Here is an 18594-nt window from a genome sequence, read left to right on the forward strand (position 1 = left end):
CCCTCGCTCGACTCAGAACTCCTCCGTGGCTGCCTGCAACTCCTCGCGTGTGTTGATATTCCGGAAGGTGTCGTCGTCGGCGTGGGTGCGGATCTCCTCGGCATCGACGACGACGTACTCGAGTGTGAACAGCGGCTCGACGATCCTGTGCTCGCCGTCGGCGAGCGCCTCGGCACAGGCCGCCGCCATGGACTCCGTCCGGTAGACCGCCTGTGTCGTCTGGAACCACTCGTCTTCGACCTGTGGGACGGCCGCGTCGTGGCCCCGCGCTCGCTCGAACAGGTAGGCGACGAACTCGGCGTCGACGAAGGGCATATCACAGGCGACGACCGCCGCGTACTCGCCGCTCGCTTCGCGAAGTCCGGTCTCGATACCGGCCATCGGCCCCCGGTCCGGCTCGGGGTCCTCGGCGAAGGTGACCGGGAAATCGAGGTCCGCAAGCGCCGCCGCGAGCCGTTCTCGCTGGTCCGGGCGACAGTTCACGACCACCTCGTCGACCACGGCTTCGAGTCGGTCGGCGACACGGCGAATCATCGGTGTTCCCGCGAGGTCCGCGACCGCCTTGTCCGCGGATCCGAACCGCGTCGAGTACCCGCCCGCGAGGATGACGCCGCTTCGCATCACCGCCCGTTCGCCCGGTGGATACCTAAACGTTTCACAGGTGGGCATCACCTGACCGACGCGACCTATCTGAGCATGAAGCAAGCTTTATTCCGACCCCTGCCGGGAGAGGGTGTATGATATGTGACACTCGCGGGGCAGCGTCATGACAGCGACTGGCACGGCCTCGGTCGCGAAGCAAGTCGTCAGCGACGATCAGGTGCGCTTGACGCTCATCGACGATAGCAAGCCGGCAAAACCGACGTGGTCGCACTGGTTCGTGCCGAAACACCTGACCGTCGAACAGGGGCAGTTGACGGTCGCTCGCAGCCGTGGTGGTCGGCTGTGGCCGAGCGACCTGACCGACACGTCACCGGCGAACCTCGAGGGAATGGCCGCGGTGCTTACCTGGCGCGACAGGACCTTCAGCGGGCGGATCGCCTCGGTGAAGCAGTCGGTCGCCGTCATCCGTCGGGACCGAGCGTAGTTCTCGGCAACCGACCCGAAAGCAGTCGTAAGAGGAGCGCGAGCGTCAGTGGCTGGCACATGAGCGAGGACCATCCGCTCCTGACGCTGGAGGTGATCGTGTTGATCGCCATCGGGGGATTCGTCGGCGCGAACGCGCGCCATCTCCTCGCCATCTCGACGCCCAGGCTCTGGGGAACCCTCCTCGCGAACGCGCTCGGGAGCTTCTGTCTCGGATTCGTCCTGTACGAAGCGATGTACACGGGGCTGCTGGCCGAGGAGACGCGACTCGCCGTGGCGACTGGCTTTCTCTCGTCGTTTACCACGTACAGCACCTTCGCGCTCGAAACTGTCCAGGCGACACCGAGTCTGGCCCTCCTGAACGTACTCGGGAACTACCTGTTCGGTTTCACCGGCGTCGTTCTGGGTGGTGGCGTCGCCAGCCGACTCGACGGGGAGTGAGCGGATGGTCCCCGACCTCTGGCTGGTCGGACTCGGTGGCGTCGTGGGGGCGCTCCTGCGCTATCTCACGACGACCCGTCTCGCATCCGATGGATTCCCGACGGGGACGCTCACCGTGAACGTCGTCGGGAGCTTCGTCCTCGGGTTCGTGACCGTCCTCGGTACCGGCAACGCGGTGGTGCTGTTCGTCGGCACCGGTGCCTGTGGCTCCTACACCACGTTCTCGTCGTTCTCGTTCGACACCGTCCGGTTGTGGGAGGACGGCGAGCAGGTGCGCGCTGTCGCCTTCGCCGTCGGGAACCTTCTCGGATCGATCGCCGCGATCGCGCTGGCGTGGGCGCTCGCCAGACTCGCTCCGGTGTGAGCGGTCGCCGGCATCGCGGTTGGCGTCGACGGTTCTCCCCTGTTTGCTCGAAACTGGTTGCAGCGTATCTTCGTTTGTGCAGATCTGTGCCACGTATGTAAACGAAAATTAATTATTTTTCGTTGGGAATCTATGTGTATGGTGGTATCACACCACACGAACCATGAGTCTGTACACAGTGCTCGGAATGGGGTTGGTGTTCGTCGGGATGGTGCTGGTCGTCAACGGGGCGTGGTTGTTAGGCATCGGCTCGGACCGCGACGTAGCGGTCCTGAACTACTTCGTCGGCGGACTAACCTTCCTCATCGCACTCTGGTGGGCGTTCGGGGGGTCGGCATCTGAGGGAACACCGTTCAACGCGGCCGGAACGCTGCTGTTTTCGTTCACGTATCTGTGGGTCGGCTCGAACGCGTGGCGCGGCGAGGAGGACCAGCGTGCCCTGGGTTGGTACTGTATCATGGTGACGCTGCTGGCGATCCCGACCGGTCTGGTCGTCTTCCAGCTCGGTGATATCGGTCTCGCGAGCCTCTGGTGGATCTGGGCAGTCCTCTGGGCGGCGTTCTGGCTCATACTCGCCGTCCAGAAGACCGAATACACCGGACTCGTCGGCTGGTACACGCTCGCTGTCGGCGTCCTCACCGGAGGTGCCGGGTACGTGATGGCCGCAGGCCTCTGGCCGTGGGCCTGAGTCCCCTCTCTTTTCCCGTGGAGGTTACGACCCCGATGACTCAGTGCGTCAGAAACGCAATACGAGCGCGTTGAGAGGTCGGGATAACCCTTTGTGGACTTCCGTGGACTCATAACTGGGCGTGCTACCATGACACAATCAGCGCGGGAGTGGCCCGATACAGTACTCGCAGACGGGACGGAACGGCTTCGTGAGCGCGACGTTCGCGACATGAACGTGACTGCCGGACGCGTTCTCGCCGACACGATCCGAACCACACTCGGCCCGAAGGGGATGGACAAGATGCTGGTCGGTGATCGGGGAAAGGTGGTGGTGACGAACGACGGAGCGAGCATCCTCGACCGGCTGGAGATCGAACATCCCGCCGCACAGGAACTCCTCAGAGTTGCGGAGAGCCAGCGCGACTGCATCGGAGATGGGACGACGACGGCCGTCGTACTGGCGGGGGAACTGCTCGCCGAGGCGGCGGATCTCGTGGAGAAGGGGCTTCATCCGACGACGATCGATCGGGGCTACCGGCTCGCTCTCGACCGAGCTCGCTCGGAGTTGGCTGCACAGACGATCGAGATCGACCCCGCGGACACGGAGACACTACTGAACGTCGCCCACACGGCAGTCACCGGGAAGTGGAGCGACGACGAAGCGGCGGCGTTGCTCGAACTCGTCGTCGAGGCCGCCCAGTCGGTCGAGCGGAACGGGGTCGTCGAGCGACGCCGTATCACTCGGACGACGATCCCCGGTGGCGCACCGACCGACTCCGAACTCGTCAGTGGCCTCGCGATCGACATGGGTTCCTCGTCGACGACGCTGGCGTCGCTCGACGTCGACCTGCCGACCCGAATCGAGGACGCCGGCGTGGCACTGGTCGACGACCAGCTCACGGTCGAGAAGGCCGACGCGATCACGCACGTCTCCGTCGAGACCCCCGACCAGCTCGAACGGCTCGCCGACTACGAGGGTGCGGTCTACCGGGAGCAGGCGACGGGTATCGCGGACGCTGGTGCCGATATCGTCTTCTGTCAGAAGTCGATCGACGACGAGGTGCTGGCCGCCCTCGCCCGGGCGGGAATCCTCGCCGTCGAGCGGACCCGACAGGACGAGCTGCACAAACTCGCCCGGGCGACCGGTGCAGAGATGGTCATGCGTGTCGACGAACTCACGCCCGAGCACGTCGGCCGCGCGGGGCGCATCGAGCGGCGCACCGTCGCCGGAACCCACCTCGCCGTCGTCGGTGACTGCCCCGACAGCGAACAGCGATCCCTGCTCCTGCGTGGTGGGACCGAGCACGTCATTGCGGAGACGAAGCGATTGATCGAGAACTGCCTCGACGACGTGACGCTGGCCATCGAGACCGACGGTGTCGTCCCCGGCGGCGGCGCGACGGAGGTCGCCCTCGCGGCCACGCTCCGAGACGCCGCCGACGGCGTCGCCGGCCGCGAACAACTCGCCGTGACCGCAGTCGCCGACGCACTGGAGGCGATTCCGCGCACGCTGGCGGCGAGCGCCGGCTTGGATCCGATCGACACCGTCCTCGCCCTTCGCAATCGTCACGATGGAGGTGACGAGACGGCCGGACTCGACGTGACGACCGGTCAGGTGGCGGACATGGTCGACAGCGGCGTCCTCGACCCGGTCCAGGTCAAGCGACACGCGATCACGGGTGCCATCGAAGCCGCGACGGTTCTCGTCGGCATCGACGACGTGATCCTGGCGACCTCGGACGACGAGTCCGAGCACGGCCACGACCACGACCATGGCCACGAGGGTGGTCACGGCGGCGTGGAGGCAACCGGCGGGTATCCCTGGGCCGTCGGTCACTAATACCTGTTCGAGAGTACGAGGCGATCGGTGCGCCGGTCGAAAAAGCGAACTGCGGCGAGTTCAGGACGGCTTGGCCAGGTCGCCCCGGTCGGTCGAGGGCGCGGTCTCGTCTGCGAGTCCGTCGGGGTCGATATCGAACTCGAAGACCTCCTTCGGGACGGAGACGGTGACGCAGGTGTTGGGCAGGTCGACGATACCGGCGATGCGGCTCTCGACGGGCACGCAACTGAGCAGCTGGTAGGCCTGCTCGCGCGTGTAGCCGAACTGTGCGAGGTAGTCGATGGCGTCCAGGCAGGCCCGGCGCATGCCGACGTTCGCGTTCTTGTAGTGCTGGGTCCCTTCCTCGTCGACGGAGTAGCCCTCGAAGACGACGTACTCCGAGAACTGCGGCTCGACGTTGCCGGGCGTGAACAGGGCGTAATCGGTCCCCATCTTCTCCATCCCGTTCTTCACGAGGTCCACCTTCAGGTCGATGAAGCCCGCCATCTCGATCGCCCCACAGAAGGTGATCTCGCCGTCGCCCTGCGAGAAGTGCAGGTCGCCCGTGATCAGGTTCGCACCGTCGACGAACACGGGCAGGTACACGCGTGAGCCGCGGCTCAGGTTCTTGATGTCACAGTTGCCGGCGTTCTCCCGCGGCGGGATCGTCCGAGCGGCCTCCGCGGCCGCCTCGTCGACTTCGTCGTCGTCGAGGTCGCCGAGCAACACGTCGTCGGATTCCGGGGGCAGGGCCAGCGGCGGTTCCTCCTCGCGGGTCTCGTGATTAACGGCCGTCTCGTCGTCCGGGCCACGGTCGATGAGCGCCTGTTCGCGCTCGTTCCACTCCTCGAGTAGCTCGTGGGAGGGTGCTGTGCCCACGATCCCCGGGTGTGAGAGCCCGGCGAATCGGACGTCCGGGATGTGCCGTGAGGTGGCGTAGACGCCATCGAAATCCCAGATGGACTTTCGCGCTTCCGGGAAGTGGTCGGTGAGGAACCCACCGCCGTTGTCGAGTTCGAAGATGCCGTTGAACCCCCACTCGTGGTCCGGGAACGGGCCGAGGTCGAGGATATCGACGACCAGCATGTCGCCGGGTTCGGCACCCTCGACGCGAATCGGCCCACTGAGGTGATGGTTCGGCGCGAGGTCCATGTCTCTGATATCGTCGGCACTGTCGTCGTTGACGACCTGATCCCCCGTCCAGTCTAGACACTCGACGCGGAACTTCTCCCCCGGTTCGACGCTCGCTGCCGGCGGGACGTCCGGATGCCAGCGATTGACGATCGGGTCGGGCTGGTCTGCTATGTCGCTGTCGACGTCGACCTCGAATACGGTCTCGGGCATGGTCTAGACCAACACACCACATGTACTGGGGTAATCCTATTTGACACGTGGGACGGTTTACCTACAGCGCTCCTACGGTGTGTCCCTCATCTGGGTCTGGTTCCGCAACGATTGGGTGCAGGGTGTTCTATCTGACAGTACGTTTAACATCGACTCCGGCGAATTGTGGAGGGCCCGACCATGTCCGATCAACAGCTCCCGACGGCACACATCGAACTGTATCTGGACTGCTGGGAGACGTTCGGGACGGCGGAATTTTCACCCGAGCGGTGCCGTGCCACGCTGACACCGCCCGCGGACGATGGCCGCTCGGATTGGGAACGTGGAGACGTAGAGCGAGTCGCGGAGACACTCGTCGCAGCGGGTCTGCTGGACCGAACTGCCGAGCGCCGATACCAGGTTCGCCTCACGCCGGACGACGACCTCGACGACTGGATCGATCACTGTGTTTCGCGCACCGCGTCCCTCCACGAGGCAGTTCAGTCGGCACTCGGGAACCGAGACTCGCCTGCTTCGGAGTCCACTGGGGCTGACGTGGTCGACTTCGAGGGGGCTACCTATCTCCGGATCCCGGTCACCCCCGAGACGACGGTCGGGGACCTCGCGAGTGCACTCTCGGACACGTTCGATGCGAATCCCGATCACGAACACGTCGTACTGACTGCGCCGGCCGACGAGGCCGCACACGTCCAGCACCTCGCCGACAGTCTCTGTGGCTCCGACGCCGATCAGTTGGAGTCGGCCTCACTACAGAAGGTAACCACACAGGTCCTGGGGGCCGATCCGGACACGCTCACCTTTCGTCTCTTTCTCACTCGCTCGGACAGTTACCCGGGATAACAGGTCGCTGGACGCCCACGTCGACGAACGCTCTTGGCCGTCCACGCCGAACTGTGGTACGTGTACCCATGACCGGACGCATCCCGATCGTCGAACCGGGCGAATCGGCGGACGAGGCGGTAAACGACTTGCTCCGCGAGGCCACCGAGGACTGGTACGAGGACGCGGCGTTCTTCGGGGCGATGGCCCATCGACCGACGGTTTTCAAGCGCCTCGTCGATACGCTCGGTTCGTTCCCCCAGTCCGACGGCCTCACGCCCGCGTTGCTGGAACTGGTCCGACTCCGGATCGCCGCCTGTCACGAGTGTGCCTACTGTGGGACGGTCCGGACGACGGATCTCCGGGACGAGGTCGAACCGAAGGAAGCGGCCGTCCTCGGCGACGAGATCGACGACACAGCGCTCAGTCACCGAGAGAGTTTGGCCGTGCGGCTCGGCGAGTTACTCTCGACGGACCCTCACCGGATCTCGGACGACTTCTTCGAGGACCTCGAGTCGGAGTTCTCGACGGCGGAACTCGTGGAACTCCTGTTGTTCTGTAGCCTCGAAGTCGGACTCGACCGGTTCACGATCGCACTGACGCTCGATACGACGGCGGAGAGCCCGTACCCGACGGGACTCGAGTATCCGTTCTCGACTCGCGACCAGCAGGACCGGTGACCGAATGCCCGGTGAATCCCATAATGGTCCGTTCGGTCAGCCCTCGGCGTCACGCTCACGCAGCTTCCGGCGCTGGATCTTCCCGGTCGTGGTCGTCGGTAACGCGTCGACGAACGCGATCTCGCGTGGATACTCGTACTTCGCGAGGGCGTCCTTGACCAGCTGCCGAATCGCGTCGCGGAGGGCGTCGTCTCCGTCGACGCCGGCGACGGGTTCGACGAACGCCTTGATGATCTCGCCGCGGGTGTCGTCGGGGACACCGACGACGCCGACCTGCTCGACCGCCGGGTGTTCGAGGATGGCACTCTCCACTTCTCCGGGACCGACGCGATATCCGGCCGTGATGATGATATCGTCGTCGCGCGATTTGAACCAGAAGTAGCCCTCCTCGTCGCGGTAGCCCAGGTCCTCGGTGAGGTGCCAGCGAGCGCCGTCGGGGCCCTCGACGGTCGCCGCGTCGGTCTTTTCGGGTTCGTTCCAGTACTCCTGGAAGATGACCGGATCCTCGTCGCGGCGCACCGCGATCATCCCCACCTCGCCGTCGGGGCGGCGCTCACCGGTCTCCTGATCGACGATCGCCACGTCGTGGCCGGGGACCGGTTTGCCCATGCTGCCGGCCTGCACCGGGAACCATGCCCGGCAGTTCGTCACGAGGAGGTTGGCTTCCGTCTGTCCGTAGAGTTCGTTGACGGCGACGCCGCCCAGTTCCGCGTCGGCCCAGTCGAGGATCTCCGGTGTCAGCGGTTCGCCGCCCGAACTGATCGCTTCGAGGGCGAGATCGTACTGCTCGGTGGGATCGTCGACGCTCATCAGCATCCGGATCGCCGTCGGCGGCAGGAAACTGTGGGTGACGCCGAACTCCTCGCAGATCTCGAAGGCCGTTTCGGCGTCGAATTGCCCCATCGGGTAGCTGACGACCGGCTGGCCGTAGTGCCAGGCCGGGAAGACCACGTCACCGAGCGCGCCGATCCACGCCCAGTCGGCCGGCGTCCAGTACGTCGAATCGAAGACGTCCTGCTCGAAGTACATGTAGAAAGCTGGACAGTGGCCGGCCCAGAGACCGTGGCCGTGGAGGACGCCCTTGGGTGGTCCGGTGGAGCCGCTCGTGTAGATGATGATCGCGGGGGTCTCCTCGGTGGTGTCGACGATATCGAACTCGGTGTCGTGACCGGCGTACAGCTCGTCGAACCGTTCGATATCGTCGGCCGTCTCGTCGGCTGTCTCGCCGGCGTCCACGGCGACGACGTGGTCCAGATCCGGACAGTCCTCGCGTACCTCTGTGACGGTATCGAGTACCGATCGGTCGGCGACGACGGCCTTCGCCCCGCTGTCCTGCAGCCGGTACCGGAGGGCATCGGTCCCGAAGAGTATCGACAACGGTAGCGAGATCGCGCCGAGTTTCCAGCACGCGAGATGCGTCAGGGGATTCGCCGGCTTCTGCGGAACGACGATCGCGACGCGGTCACCACGCTCGATGCCACGCGCAGCCAGTGCGTTGGCGACCCGGTTCGATAGCTCGTCGAGGTCTTGGACGCTGTAGGTCTCCCGCCGTCCGTCCGGATACGCCTGGTGGAGCAGCGGACTCCCGAAATCGTCGTGTTTCCGAAGCAGATCCCACGCGAGATTGTACCCGTCGGGGAACTCCCACTCGAACTGTTCGTGGGCCCGATCGTAGGTCTCGTACTCCGGTGTGATATGCCAACTCATGACTAATAGTCGAAGAGCATTCCATATAGAACCCGATATTTACATGTAATCTCACTGCCCGCTGTAAGTGCTGTCGTGACCGCTTCCGTGCGGTCACTCAAATCGTTGGGTTGGTGAGCAACGTTGTGATGGTGTTCTTCAGCAAAACGGTGCCAGTTGTGGCAATGTGTATCGTCCACGACGGTCAGGTACTCCATCCTGTGGGGCTCGATATGGGTGCCGAGGAGAGGTCCGACGAAAAGTCGACCTGCTCATACCAACTCTGTTTCCTCACTTTCGATCCGAACTGCATGGAGCCGACAGCCACGACCGTGAGGAATATCAGACGACTGATAAAGTCCAGAAAAAGTGCCAACGGCAGCGGAACCACGTGTCTCCGGGGCCGTTGGCACAGTCACGTCCGGACTTTCCGCATCCAGTCGTCCAGTGCCTCACGATACCCGGACTTGTCAGGCTCCGGCAGCGGATCCAGGGCGTTGAACTGCTGCGTGATTGCATCACGGGCACGGGATTCGAGGTCGTCCGACAGAATCTCGTCGCCGGCTGTACGCTTGTGTGCGACCAGGTCCGCGACCAGTTCGGGGTTGCCGCCGTCGACAGCCTCGGCGAGTGCGAACACGTCGGCTTCGATATCCTCGTCATCGAGAACGTACTGCGCGCCGAGTAGCCCACGATAGACGTAGAGGAAATTCTTGGCGACAGGCGTGTACCCCTGTTCTTTCTCCGGGTCGAGGTGCTTGTAGTAGTTCGACTTGGCCATGCCCAGGTAGGCGTGCGGGACGTTCATCGGGAGGTAGTCCCGGATGAGTTCCTGCAACGCGTCCATCTCCAGGGGCATTCCGTTCATGACCGTCGGGGCCTCGAAGACCAGTTCGACGACATTGTAGTTGGCCTTCGCCAGCAGCGAACCGAACTTCCGGAGTTCGTAGCTCCGGAGGTCGACCTCGGGGTACTCCTCGAAACCCTCGGTGACGCCGTCCATGTTGACGGTCACCTCCTCGGCCGGCGTCTCCAGATACGCGTACTCCGCGGCGGGCGCGACGTGGATGCCGCGCACGTCGATGTCACTGTCGGCACTGTCGAAGCCGTAGACGTGACTGCCCGTAACCGCGTAGAATCGCGGACGGTGCTGGGTTCCTTTCCGAGCGACCGCAGTTTCGATGAACTCGCGAATCTCTGCGGCACTGTACTCCAACTCCAGATCGTCGATCGTCATTCGTACTCACCTCGTTTCTCGTCGTCCCTATTCACATCAACCGACCGGGGAGCATCAACCGTTGGCCACCAGTCGGTCGACGGTGTCGACACAGACCGCGTCGGAGAGCCCCTCGCGAAGATCCTCGACGGCCGCGCCGCTCTCGATGGTGACGGCGACGGTCACGAGCGTCGCGGTGAACCGCGGTTCGAGGTCGCGGAGGCCGTCGATAGTGACCGCGCGGACGCCCTCGATGCGACCGAGCCGGCACTCGGCGTCGGTCGCGAGATCATCTCCGGCGCTGTCGGGGATTCGGACGGCCAGCACTGCCGTCACGGTCGTCGTGGTCTGTTCAGTATCGGTGTCTGTGATTGCCATGTCTGTCACCTCCGTTGGAGAGCGGCGCGAGAATCGACCAGTGCGAACCGATGGGTTCGCAGGGTGATTCTCGGTCGGTGTGAGCGGCGAGACGCGACGCGTCGAGCCGCGAGCCGCGCGGTCGACACCGCGAGCCACACTCCGATGCGCGAGGAACGATTCGAACGCTCGTCTCGGCCCTGGCGAGGCCGCGTGATCGGCCAAGCTACACCACTCGCGCGTACTTCGAAAAATTGGAATCCGCACTACAGCGGTTCGACGGCATCGATCTCGTCGATGACCTGCATCGGCTGCTCGGCGTGCTGGATGAACTCCAGGACGCTCTCCGACCAGCCAGAGACGTTGTACACGTCCTCGTAGCCCTCTGGTGTGACGAGGTCGCCGTAGGACGCCAGGTCGATCAGGTACAGCGACGCGTGCGGCGCGACCGTGTCTCGGTAGGCGTCGAACTCCTCGCGAACCGTCGCAGTATCGTCGCTGAACCCGATTCGGGAGTCCCAGATCTGCATGTCGGTGAACATGACGATGCGTTCGACAGCGATCGCCTCCTCGCGGAGCTGTCGCAGCGCCTTCCAGCCGTTCGTCGAATGACCGACGTCTTCGCCGATGCCCAGCAGGGCGTCCTGTCGCTGGAGGACCGGCGCGTCGGCGTGCATCGGGACTTCCTGGAAGTCGTCACCGAAGCCGCCGACGCGGGCACCCCGGTCGGCGAGGATCGCACCGAACAGTGAGCCGATCTCTTTGTACCGGAGGGTGCCGTTCTGCGAGAGCGTGGCGTCCATCGACCCCGAGAGGTCGACGGCGACGAACGTCTCGCCCAGGCCGTCCGGAACGTTCTCGACGGCCACGTCGATGGCCTGTTCCAGCCAGCGCTCGACGGCCGGCGCGTCGATCCGGGCCGCCTGAAGGGCCGTGTAGGCCTGGTAGTACCGGAACGGGTACAGCGGGGCGTGGCGCACCGCTTCGAGGTCGAGGTGGTCGACGATCGTTGCCTCGTCGACGCCAGCCTCGAGCATGTTTCGGAGGTTCCGGATCGACGCGAAGATCGGCAGCGTGTACGCCTCGTCTTCGATCAGTGTCTCCCAGGCTTCACGGGTGTTCCCGCGCTCGGAGATCACCGTTTCCCAGGTGTTCGGGGCTGGGAGCGGTTCGACATCCGGGTAATCGTCGAGGTCGCCGCGCATGAACCGCTCGAACAAGGCCTCCTGGTCAGCGTCGACCGGTGTCGGGTGAACGCGGTTGAACACGTCGTGTAGCGTCACCTCACGCCGCGAGAGCGTGTACTTCCCGAGCGTGTAGGCGTCGGCCATCTCGACGAGGGCGTCCTCGATACCCCGACGGAGCGGCCACGGGGCGGTGCCGCCGAAGAAGTCGTCGTGAATCGCCAGCGCGGTCGCCGTCTCGTCCATCCGCTGGACGATCGACGGCGTCCACTCGCGGATCAGCGACTCGTCGGAGTCGTCTTTGAACCGGTCGTCGTTGGCCGCCAGCACGAGCAGTACCTGCGGCACGTCCCGCAGGTAGAGTTCCTGGCGGGCGTACGCAGCGAGTTTGAGGACGAACTTGGGGTCGTGGTCGGCCGCCACGTCGAATCGCTCGACGATGGCCGCGAGATGTGCCTCGTCGGACTCGTAGTACGAGTCTTCGAGCAGCTGGTTGATCGTTCGTTTGTACAGGGCGAGTCGCGGATCGACAGGCGCGAACGCCTCCCCACCTTCGTGGTTGGTCGTCCGTGTCGCCTCCGCGAGCGTCTGTTTGGTGTCGTTGAATTTCATACTACCATCGGAGCCGTAACAGACGGCTCCAGACTGACTGCCAGCGGGGACCGCAGGCAGCGAACGCCCTCGGCACGATTCGAACGTGCGGCACTTGGCTTCGAAAGCCAGCACTCTGTCCAGACTGAGCTACGAAGGCAGGCAGTGGTCGGAAAATCACCGGCGCGTGTGGATCAGCGTGATACCAGGTTACACCAGGGCGGAGATTCCGCCACCGGAAGACTCGCTTCGCTCGACTTCCGAGCCCTGCCTCGCTCGCGCTCGGCAGGACCCCAGGATTCGAACCTGGATCTCCGGCTCCTGAGGCGAAGGAACGCGCCGGTTCGACGACCACCGGATGAGTGTTGGTGACCGGAAGATCGACGGGGCGTGCGAGCCGTTACGGCTCGGGTGCGTGACAAGCGAAGGAACGCCCCGTCTCGACGGTCACCTGAGTGGTGGCGACCGGGAAACAGTCGGAGCGGGTCCGGTGTCGGGCCGCTCCCTTTGCCCGGACATCACGATAGACCGGATGGCCTATCGCCGAGATTTGAACTCGGGAAATCCTGGAGTGAAGGAACGCTCCGACTCGACGGTCGCCGCGATGACTGGCGGGTGGCCGGAAAACCGACGGAGCGGGTGCGGGAGTCGAACCCGCTGGGTGCCAGAGTGAAGGAACGCTCCGTCTCGACGGCCACCCGGTTGGGACGGGGCTCGGTGCCCCAGGCCGGCAGAGCGGATCGAACGCTCACAGCCACCTTACAAGGGTGGTGCTCTCCCAGTTGAGCTATGCCGGCACGAAGATCGGGTCGGGGCTAGGCCTGAAGCCTGCGCCAGGAGTCGAACCTGGACGGCATCCATACCACGGATGTGCTCTGCCAATTGAGCTACACAGGCGCAGGGCCGGGTGTGAGTCTCGAACTCACTGCTCGGTCGTCACAGGACCGAACGTTCCCTGGTACCCCAACCCGGCCACTGTTTCCCATCTTTCGACGGGTGATGGAGCGACCAGGACTCGAACCTGGACCGCCGGCGTTTCAGGCCGGTGCTCTCCCAGTTGAGCTATCGCTCCGCAGTGCTTCCGGTGTCCTCGCGAGTGAAGCGAGTGAGGGCTCTGAAGCGCATGCTTCCGGTGGGAATTGAACCCACGACCACCGACTCGAAAGGCCGGCATCCCTCGCCAACGGGGACTCCGGAAGCAACGGGCTCCGAGCGAGTCGAACGCTCTACAGCTCGGTTAAAAGCCGAGTGCCCAACCCAGAGGGCCTGGAGCCCAAAAACTGCACAAGCCGCGGATCGGATTCGAACCGATGTTGACCTGCTCTGCGGGCAGGTGCGTTGGGCCACTCTGCCACCACGGCCGATGGACGCCCCCGGGACTCGAACCTGGAGCCTCTCGCTAGCGAAGCGAGTGCTCTGCCAGTTGAGCTAGGGCCCACGAAAGCCAGTACACGGGGACAGTGCCCCGAACGCCTGGGGAAGGATTCGAACCTTCCACAACCAGGGTAACAGCCCGGCTCCCCCACCATGGGGGACTCCCAGGCATGGGCCAGAGAGGGCCTGACGGGATTCGAACCCGCTATCTTGCGGTTAAAAGCCGCCTGCCTGTACTCATAGGCTCCAAGCCCGCATGCGTCACCCCGGATTCGAACCGGGACTACTGGCTTGGAAGGCCAGTGTCCTCGCCAGGTTAGACCAGTGACGCAAGAGTGGACACCCCCGGGACTCGAACCCGGAGCCTTCGTCCTGCCAGGACGCTGCTCTGCCGATTGAGCTAGGGGCCCGCGTGGCACCGAGGACCTCCAACCCTCGCTGCCAATGGACGCACGAGGAATCGAACCTCGATCACAGCCTCGTGAGGGCCATATCTTGCCGTTGGACCATGCGTCCTGAGTGGGCACGGGAGGACTCGAACCTCCGACGAATCCGTTATCAGCGGATCTCTCTGACCAACTGAGGTACGCACCCGGATTGGCGGGGCAGGAGTCGAACCTGCGATCTCGCCGGAGTCAGCGGCGCGTCCACTCCACTAGACTACCCACCATTGCGGGACCAGGAGTCGAACCTGGGCCTCGGGGATATGAGCCCCGTGGGCTACCGCTACCCTATCCCGCATGCTCCAGCCCGGATTCGAACCGGGGGCTCGGCCTCGAGAAGGCCGTGAGTTTGTCCTGGCTACTCCACTGGAGCAGGCTGTCCCGTCAGCGTGGCCACGCGAGCTAGCATCCTGTGAGCGAATCCCTCCGACATCACGGCTATCGTGAAACCGAAAACACCCGCGAGTGCGGGTGCTGACTCACACCTGCATGGCACACTTTCGTGTGCCGAATCTCCCCGGCACGACTCGAACGTGCGTCTCCTCCTCTACAGGGAGGTGTCGTCGCCGCTGGACCACGGGGAGTGCTTGCAACCGGGGAAAACCGTAGTGGAGGACGCGTGTGTCGGCTCGATCGCTCTCGCCGCGTACACCGAGGCGTCTCACCCTCGGACCAGGACGGGCGGCCAACCCGGTTGATTCCAAGTGAGATGGTGGAATCGAAGTAGCTCCACTACTCGACCCGGTCATCGAAGTCATTGAGAACGGACATCGGCCATTCGTGTCGCTCACGTGAGCAGGTCGTTCTCTCGCTCGAGAATTTGTACGATTGATCAGTCTGTACGACTCGTGACTGCAAGCGCCGATCGCTGGCAGTCCGTCTTTCTGTCCGGTACTGCCACCATCAAAGGTGTCTGGGCGTTACTCCAGCGCACCGACCGACGCTGATGGACCCGGCCGGATTTGAACCGGCGGCCTCCCGCTTGCGAGGCGGGCGCTCTGCCACTGAGCTACGGCCCCAAGACAGATCTCTCGCTAGCTGAATCAAGATAGGCGGGATCAGTCACCAATTCCTAGCATCGAATGTCGCCGCGAGGAGTCGAACCCCGGAAAGCACTAAGCACGCGGTCCTGAGCCGCGCCCCTTCGGCCACTTGGGTACGGCGACACGATGACAGGGAAGTGCCGGCGAGGCCGGCATGCCGCCACCAGGACTCGAACCTGGGAAGGACTAACCACACGGCCCTCAGCCGTGCTCCTTTGACCACTCGGACATGGCGGCGCATACCGCGGGAGGGATTCGAACCCTCGAATACCTACGTAGCGAGTCTTAAGCTCGCCGCCTTCGGCCACTTAGCTACCGCGGAGTGGGTATGGACCGAATCGAACAGCCGTCTCTCGCTCTGGAAGCGAGCGTCTTTCCATTGGACCACATACCCTGGCTTACTGCACTCCGGTCGACAAGACACCGGCAGAGTCTCTCCACTCATCTGCCGATTCTTCACCTTTTGTACCGGCGGAGACGGCGGGAGAGTGATTTGAACACTCGTGCCCGCGTGGGGCACCGTGGTTCCAGCACGGTCCCTTGGCCAAGCTAGGGGAATCCCGCCACAACGGTGAGACTGAGAGTCGAACTCAGAAGCCTGACGGCTCTCGCTTTCAAGGCGAGCGCAGTCACCTGTCTGCGTGTCTCACCTCGCGCTGACCATACGATCAGCACCCGCGAACGCCGCGGCCCGGAGTCGAACCGGGAGTCCTCTCGGAGCTCGCGTAGCAGGCGAGCGGGATTACCAGTTCCCAGCCGCGGCAGAAGTGGGTCACAGTGGATTCGAACCACTGGCCTGGCGTCCCAAACGCCAGATATTCGGCCGCTACACTAGCGACCCACGGATAGTTGTGTGTCTGTACAACTGTGCGACGGCGAACGACTGTACCGCAACTGTCCGCCGTCGCGAGGCGGGCGTACTTCGGGGTATCCCTGGAATGTCCATCGGACCATGCAGGTTGCAGACCCTTCCGGGCCCAGCACCGCCGACCGCGAACCGCTCGCGTCGGGCAGTGTCTGCCTGCCTCGATGAGCATCCCACTTCGAACGCCGACGCCGGGATTCGAACCCGGGTCACGGCCGTGACAGGACCGTATGCTAGCCGAGCTACACCACGTCGGCAGTGTGGCAGTCGCCCCGGCCGGAATCGAACCGGCGACCTCGGGCTCCAAAGGCCCGCGTCCCTCGCCAGCGGAGACTCCGGGGCTGTGCAGTGCCGCAGCTATGGCTGTGGGCGAATGTGCGTCCAGCAGCTCAGCGTCCGCTCAGCGCGAACGAAACTGCACGCTCACACCGCTCTCGGTGTGAGCGGAAATCACGATGCCGCGAGCAACATCCACCGAGAACCCCTCGAACGAGAGGATCGCATCGCTGGATGGAAGCAGGCGGCAGGCCCGTGTTCCCCCGCCCCGGCGGGTAGTCCGCGTGGGGGCAGAGTTATGCGGGCAGTGGTGTCCGGACAGCGCCGGATTGGAGCACGCCGTCGCAACTGGCATACTCCTGATTCCGGCGTTCCGGATCGGGTTCGTCCCCACGCTGTTTGCGTAGGGGCTCGCCGAAGGTGCCCACGGCTATGGACAAGCGGGCGAGCCGTGGAACGTGGCGAGCTGGCATCATACTGAATCTCCTCGGGTTGTGTGCTGTCGAAGACTTCAATTACATCTCAACGTGGCAATTGTATTAACTGTGGCTGAGGTATGCTACACATAGACACGGAATTGGGTCTGGTGTGCCGTCGCGAGTGTGATCGATCAAATTTTGGTATGAAGGTCCTGGATTTGACTATGGCCTCTTCTTGACGCGGCTCAAGGTGAATTACCTCCTCGGAATCGACATGGATCTAGGAATTGACGGCCGTCAACTAGGGGTGACTCACCAGCTTAACTCTCTTTCCAACCGTGAGATATAGTCACACATCGAGATCGCGGAACATCCAGCTATCGGTAGATTAGCACCGACTTGGGAACGGCAACACAGACCAAAGTAACCTTTCAAAAACGGCATGGTAACTCTGGTCGCCACCACCGCTAGGTAGTGGTGTATATTCGATACAGTTGCCTAGACAGGGACTCGATTGACTGTGGTCTGGGCGACCCCAAGGGGCAATCGCTGAAGCGGTCGAAAGCGTGCTGCTCAGGCTGATCGGCGAAGAGGGGACGAAGCCAATCTGGTTGAACTACCTGATCCACGAGGTGTTGTAAGGATAGCTGTAACCCCCATACGGAGTCCAGGGTTAGGAATTTACAGAAACTATTCAATATACAATCTGACATACTCACTGGGTGCCCCCAGATTCTAGATCCCTTCGAAGTCCGTCCGAGAACGACCCTGCCCGGCAATTCGAATTTTCGCCTGCTCTCACCCAGCCATGGGACACCCCTGCTTCTAGTCGCCTTCCTCTCAGAACTGTTCCTTTCTAGCGGTGAATCGGGCTCCTGTTACACTCCGTTTCGATGATGGCTGCAACGTCTCCGGACCCCAATCGAACGGGTGCCAGTATTGCAATCAAAACTAGTCAGATATCAAACCATATGCTTCAGAATGAATGTGGGTTACATCGACCGCCTCCAACCGAGCCAGTCTGTTGAATGAGGCAGCACCGTTAGTTGTACCGTGATACCATGTCTGTTTCAGGTGATAAACGTAGCAAACCGGAAGGAGTTGAGCGAACGAACTCTTACTTACTCTCACCTACTGCTAAGTAACTAATATCATATCACAGTCAGGATAACACAATCACCAATTTACGAAATACGCTACACTGTTTCACACGTCTGGAATCACAGGCAGACACTGTGATCCCGAGGAAATCATGCACGAGAACCGCCGAACGGTCGTTAAATCGCTTGGTACCCTTACAGGAATGGGAATCCTCGCTGAATCAGCGAGCGACATTGCTACAGCACGCCAGAATGAATCTTGCACAGACGAAGAGGGGGTCATTGCGGATGTTGATGAGCGAATTTCTGTCGAGGATGTAGATATGAGTGATGAGGGAGTCTGTATCGGTGAACTCCGAACTGAGGATCGTTTTGAAGATGATGAGGTTTGCTTTGAGGATATTGAACTGACCAATGGTGCAGATCAGGGAATGGACCTGTCGGTAGACAATGCGTCATTTCCACAACGACTCGAAGAAGAAACAGTCAGCGTCGGTGCAGAGATAGCAGATGGGACGGATCCCATGGAAGTGGACGGAATAGACGGAGTGCAACCACTGTTACTACCACCAGTTACTCAGACAATTATTCAGGACGTCCCCTTTGACTTCCAAAACCCATCACAATCGCTTGCGACTCTCGTCCTAGACGCATTGTCAGGCGGGTTACTTGGAGACTTCATCCAACTCTGTAACTTCGTCCAGAATATAGTGAGACGTGTCGGTTCATTTCTTGGGCCAATCTTTGGGGCTCTGAACTTCATTGGCGGTCTATTCGGGTAATCTCTACTGTCGGGTGGGGTGACCGTCTACGAAACT

14 protein-coding genes and 24 tRNA genes are annotated in these 18594 nt (G+C 62.8%); 8 read left to right on the top strand and 30 right to left on the bottom strand.

Going from position 1 to position 18594, the window contains the following annotated elements:
* Positions 1 to 12 precede the first annotated feature (12 nt).
* Entirely contained in the window at positions 13 to 621 is a 609-nt protein-coding gene (locus BV210_RS11290; protein WP_077206767.1) for a molybdenum cofactor guanylyltransferase, read from the bottom strand.
* Positions 622 to 766: 145 nt separating this feature from the next.
* Between BV210_RS11290 and BV210_RS11295 the strand changes: the two genes are divergently transcribed.
* The 5 genes from BV210_RS11295 to thsA all read left to right on the top strand — a co-directional run bounded on the left by BV210_RS11295 (position 767) and on the right by thsA (position 4400).
* Entirely contained in the window at positions 767 to 1087 is a 321-nt protein-coding gene (locus tag BV210_RS11295; protein WP_077206768.1) for a hypothetical protein, read from the top strand.
* A gap of 59 nt (positions 1088 to 1146) precedes the next feature.
* On the top strand, positions 1147 to 1527 hold the full coding sequence (locus BV210_RS11300; protein ID WP_077206769.1) for a CrcB family protein: 381 nt from the start codon (positions 1147 to 1149) through the stop codon (positions 1525 to 1527).
* Between the two features lie 4 nt (positions 1528 to 1531).
* Positions 1532 to 1891 carry a fluoride efflux transporter CrcB gene (crcB, locus tag BV210_RS11305; protein ID WP_077208044.1) on the top strand — a complete coding sequence of 120 codons (360 nt, stop codon included), beginning with the start codon at positions 1532 to 1534 and terminating at the stop codon, positions 1889 to 1891.
* Positions 1892 to 2054: 163 nt separating this feature from the next.
* On the top strand, positions 2055 to 2579 hold the full coding sequence (locus tag BV210_RS11310) for an AmiS/UreI family transporter (RefSeq protein ID WP_077206770.1): 525 nt from the start codon (positions 2055 to 2057) through the stop codon (positions 2577 to 2579).
* 129 nt (positions 2580 to 2708) lie between these two features.
* Positions 2709 to 4400, top strand: coding sequence for a thermosome subunit alpha (thsA, locus tag BV210_RS11315; RefSeq protein ID WP_077206771.1), 1692 nt, complete (start codon positions 2709 to 2711; stop codon positions 4398 to 4400).
* Positions 4401 to 4460: 60 nt separating this feature from the next.
* On the opposite strand, the gene fmdA is transcribed toward thsA, so the two are convergent.
* Positions 4461 to 5723: a formamidase gene (gene fmdA / locus BV210_RS11320; RefSeq protein WP_077206772.1), complete on the bottom strand. Its 1263-nt coding sequence runs from the start codon at positions 5721 to 5723 to the stop codon at positions 4461 to 4463.
* Positions 5724 to 5903: 180 nt separating this feature from the next.
* Here fmdA and BV210_RS11325 point away from each other — a divergent pair, with 180 nt between their 5' ends.
* Positions 5904 to 6563 (top strand): hypothetical protein, encoded by a 660-nt coding sequence (locus BV210_RS11325; protein ID WP_157525979.1) that lies wholly within the window; start codon positions 5904 to 5906, stop codon positions 6561 to 6563.
* Between the two features lie 68 nt (positions 6564 to 6631).
* Positions 6632 to 7222 carry a carboxymuconolactone decarboxylase family protein gene (locus BV210_RS11330; RefSeq protein WP_077206774.1) on the top strand — a complete coding sequence of 197 codons (591 nt, stop codon included), beginning with the start codon at positions 6632 to 6634 and terminating at the stop codon, positions 7220 to 7222.
* A gap of 36 nt (positions 7223 to 7258) precedes the next feature.
* Here the strand turns inward: BV210_RS11330 and BV210_RS11335 are convergent, their stop codons facing one another.
* The 28 genes from BV210_RS11335 to BV210_RS11485 all read right to left on the bottom strand — a co-directional run bounded on the left by BV210_RS11335 (position 7259) and on the right by BV210_RS11485 (position 16324).
* The gene (locus tag BV210_RS11335) at positions 7259 to 8929 is read right to left on the bottom strand and encodes an acyl-CoA synthetase (protein WP_077206775.1); all 1671 of its coding nucleotides are present in this window, start codon (positions 8927 to 8929) and stop codon (positions 7259 to 7261) included.
* Between the two features lie 394 nt (positions 8930 to 9323).
* Positions 9324 to 10145, bottom strand: coding sequence for a DNA polymerase beta superfamily protein (locus BV210_RS11340; RefSeq protein ID WP_077206776.1), 822 nt, complete (start codon positions 10143 to 10145; stop codon positions 9324 to 9326).
* A 54-nt stretch (positions 10146 to 10199) separates the two neighbouring features.
* Entirely contained in the window at positions 10200 to 10502 is a 303-nt protein-coding gene (locus tag BV210_RS11345) for a hypothetical protein (RefSeq protein WP_077206777.1), read from the bottom strand.
* 145 nt (positions 10503 to 10647) lie between these two features.
* Positions 10648 to 10722 (bottom strand) — tRNA-Gly (locus tag BV210_RS11350).
* Positions 10723 to 10747: 25 nt separating this feature from the next.
* Entirely contained in the window at positions 10748 to 12277 is a 1530-nt protein-coding gene (locus BV210_RS11355; RefSeq protein ID WP_077206778.1) for a TROVE domain-containing protein, read from the bottom strand.
* A 64-nt stretch (positions 12278 to 12341) separates the two neighbouring features.
* Positions 12342 to 12416: transfer RNA gene (locus BV210_RS11360), tRNA-Arg, on the bottom strand.
* Between the two features lie 565 nt (positions 12417 to 12981).
* Positions 12982 to 13053: transfer RNA gene (locus BV210_RS11365), tRNA-Thr, on the bottom strand.
* A 203-nt stretch (positions 13054 to 13256) separates the two neighbouring features.
* Positions 13257 to 13328, bottom strand: a tRNA-Phe gene (locus BV210_RS11375).
* Positions 13329 to 13380: 52 nt separating this feature from the next.
* Positions 13381 to 13456 (bottom strand) — tRNA-Glu (locus BV210_RS11380).
* A gap of 87 nt (positions 13457 to 13543) precedes the next feature.
* Positions 13544 to 13617, bottom strand: a tRNA-Cys gene (locus tag BV210_RS11385).
* Positions 13618 to 13620: 3 nt separating this feature from the next.
* Positions 13621 to 13693 (bottom strand) — tRNA-Ala (locus BV210_RS11390).
* 194 nt (positions 13694 to 13887) lie between these two features.
* Positions 13888 to 13961, bottom strand: a tRNA-Gly gene (locus BV210_RS11405).
* 5 nt (positions 13962 to 13966) lie between these two features.
* Positions 13967 to 14040: transfer RNA gene (locus BV210_RS11410), tRNA-Ser, on the bottom strand.
* 35 nt (positions 14041 to 14075) lie between these two features.
* Positions 14076 to 14146 (bottom strand) — tRNA-Val (locus BV210_RS11415).
* Positions 14147 to 14150: 4 nt separating this feature from the next.
* Positions 14151 to 14224: transfer RNA gene (locus BV210_RS11420), tRNA-Ile, on the bottom strand.
* Positions 14225 to 14227: 3 nt separating this feature from the next.
* Positions 14228 to 14300: transfer RNA gene (locus tag BV210_RS11425), tRNA-Val, on the bottom strand.
* Positions 14301 to 14371, bottom strand: a tRNA-Met gene (locus tag BV210_RS11430).
* A tRNA-Glu gene (locus BV210_RS11435) sits at positions 14372 to 14446 on the bottom strand.
* A 139-nt stretch (positions 14447 to 14585) separates the two neighbouring features.
* Positions 14586 to 14657 (bottom strand) — tRNA-Tyr (locus BV210_RS11440).
* Positions 14658 to 15020: 363 nt separating this feature from the next.
* A tRNA-Ala gene (locus BV210_RS11445) sits at positions 15021 to 15091 on the bottom strand.
* A gap of 65 nt (positions 15092 to 15156) precedes the next feature.
* Positions 15157 to 15239 (bottom strand) — tRNA-Leu (locus tag BV210_RS11450).
* A gap of 32 nt (positions 15240 to 15271) precedes the next feature.
* Positions 15272 to 15353: transfer RNA gene (locus BV210_RS11455), tRNA-Leu, on the bottom strand.
* A gap of 3 nt (positions 15354 to 15356) precedes the next feature.
* A tRNA-Leu gene (locus tag BV210_RS11460) sits at positions 15357 to 15438 on the bottom strand.
* Position 15439: 1 nt separating this feature from the next.
* Positions 15440 to 15510, bottom strand: a tRNA-Trp gene (locus tag BV210_RS11465).
* 84 nt (positions 15511 to 15594) lie between these two features.
* Positions 15595 to 15681 (bottom strand) — tRNA-Ser (locus BV210_RS11470).
* A 117-nt stretch (positions 15682 to 15798) separates the two neighbouring features.
* Positions 15799 to 15879 (bottom strand) — tRNA-Ser (locus BV210_RS11475).
* A 285-nt stretch (positions 15880 to 16164) separates the two neighbouring features.
* A tRNA-Asp gene (locus BV210_RS11480) sits at positions 16165 to 16238 on the bottom strand.
* Positions 16239 to 16248: 10 nt separating this feature from the next.
* Positions 16249 to 16324, bottom strand: a tRNA-Gln gene (locus tag BV210_RS11485).
* A 1604-nt stretch (positions 16325 to 17928) separates the two neighbouring features.
* Between BV210_RS11485 and BV210_RS19890 the strand changes: the two genes are divergently transcribed.
* Positions 17929 to 18558 carry a hypothetical protein gene (locus BV210_RS19890; protein ID WP_157525981.1) on the top strand — a complete coding sequence of 210 codons (630 nt, stop codon included), beginning with the start codon at positions 17929 to 17931 and terminating at the stop codon, positions 18556 to 18558.
* Positions 18559 to 18594: the final 36 nt, after the last annotated feature.

The organism is Halorientalis sp. IM1011 (assembly GCF_001989615.1).
Lineage (GTDB): Archaea > Halobacteriota > Halobacteria > Halobacteriales > Haloarculaceae > Halorientalis.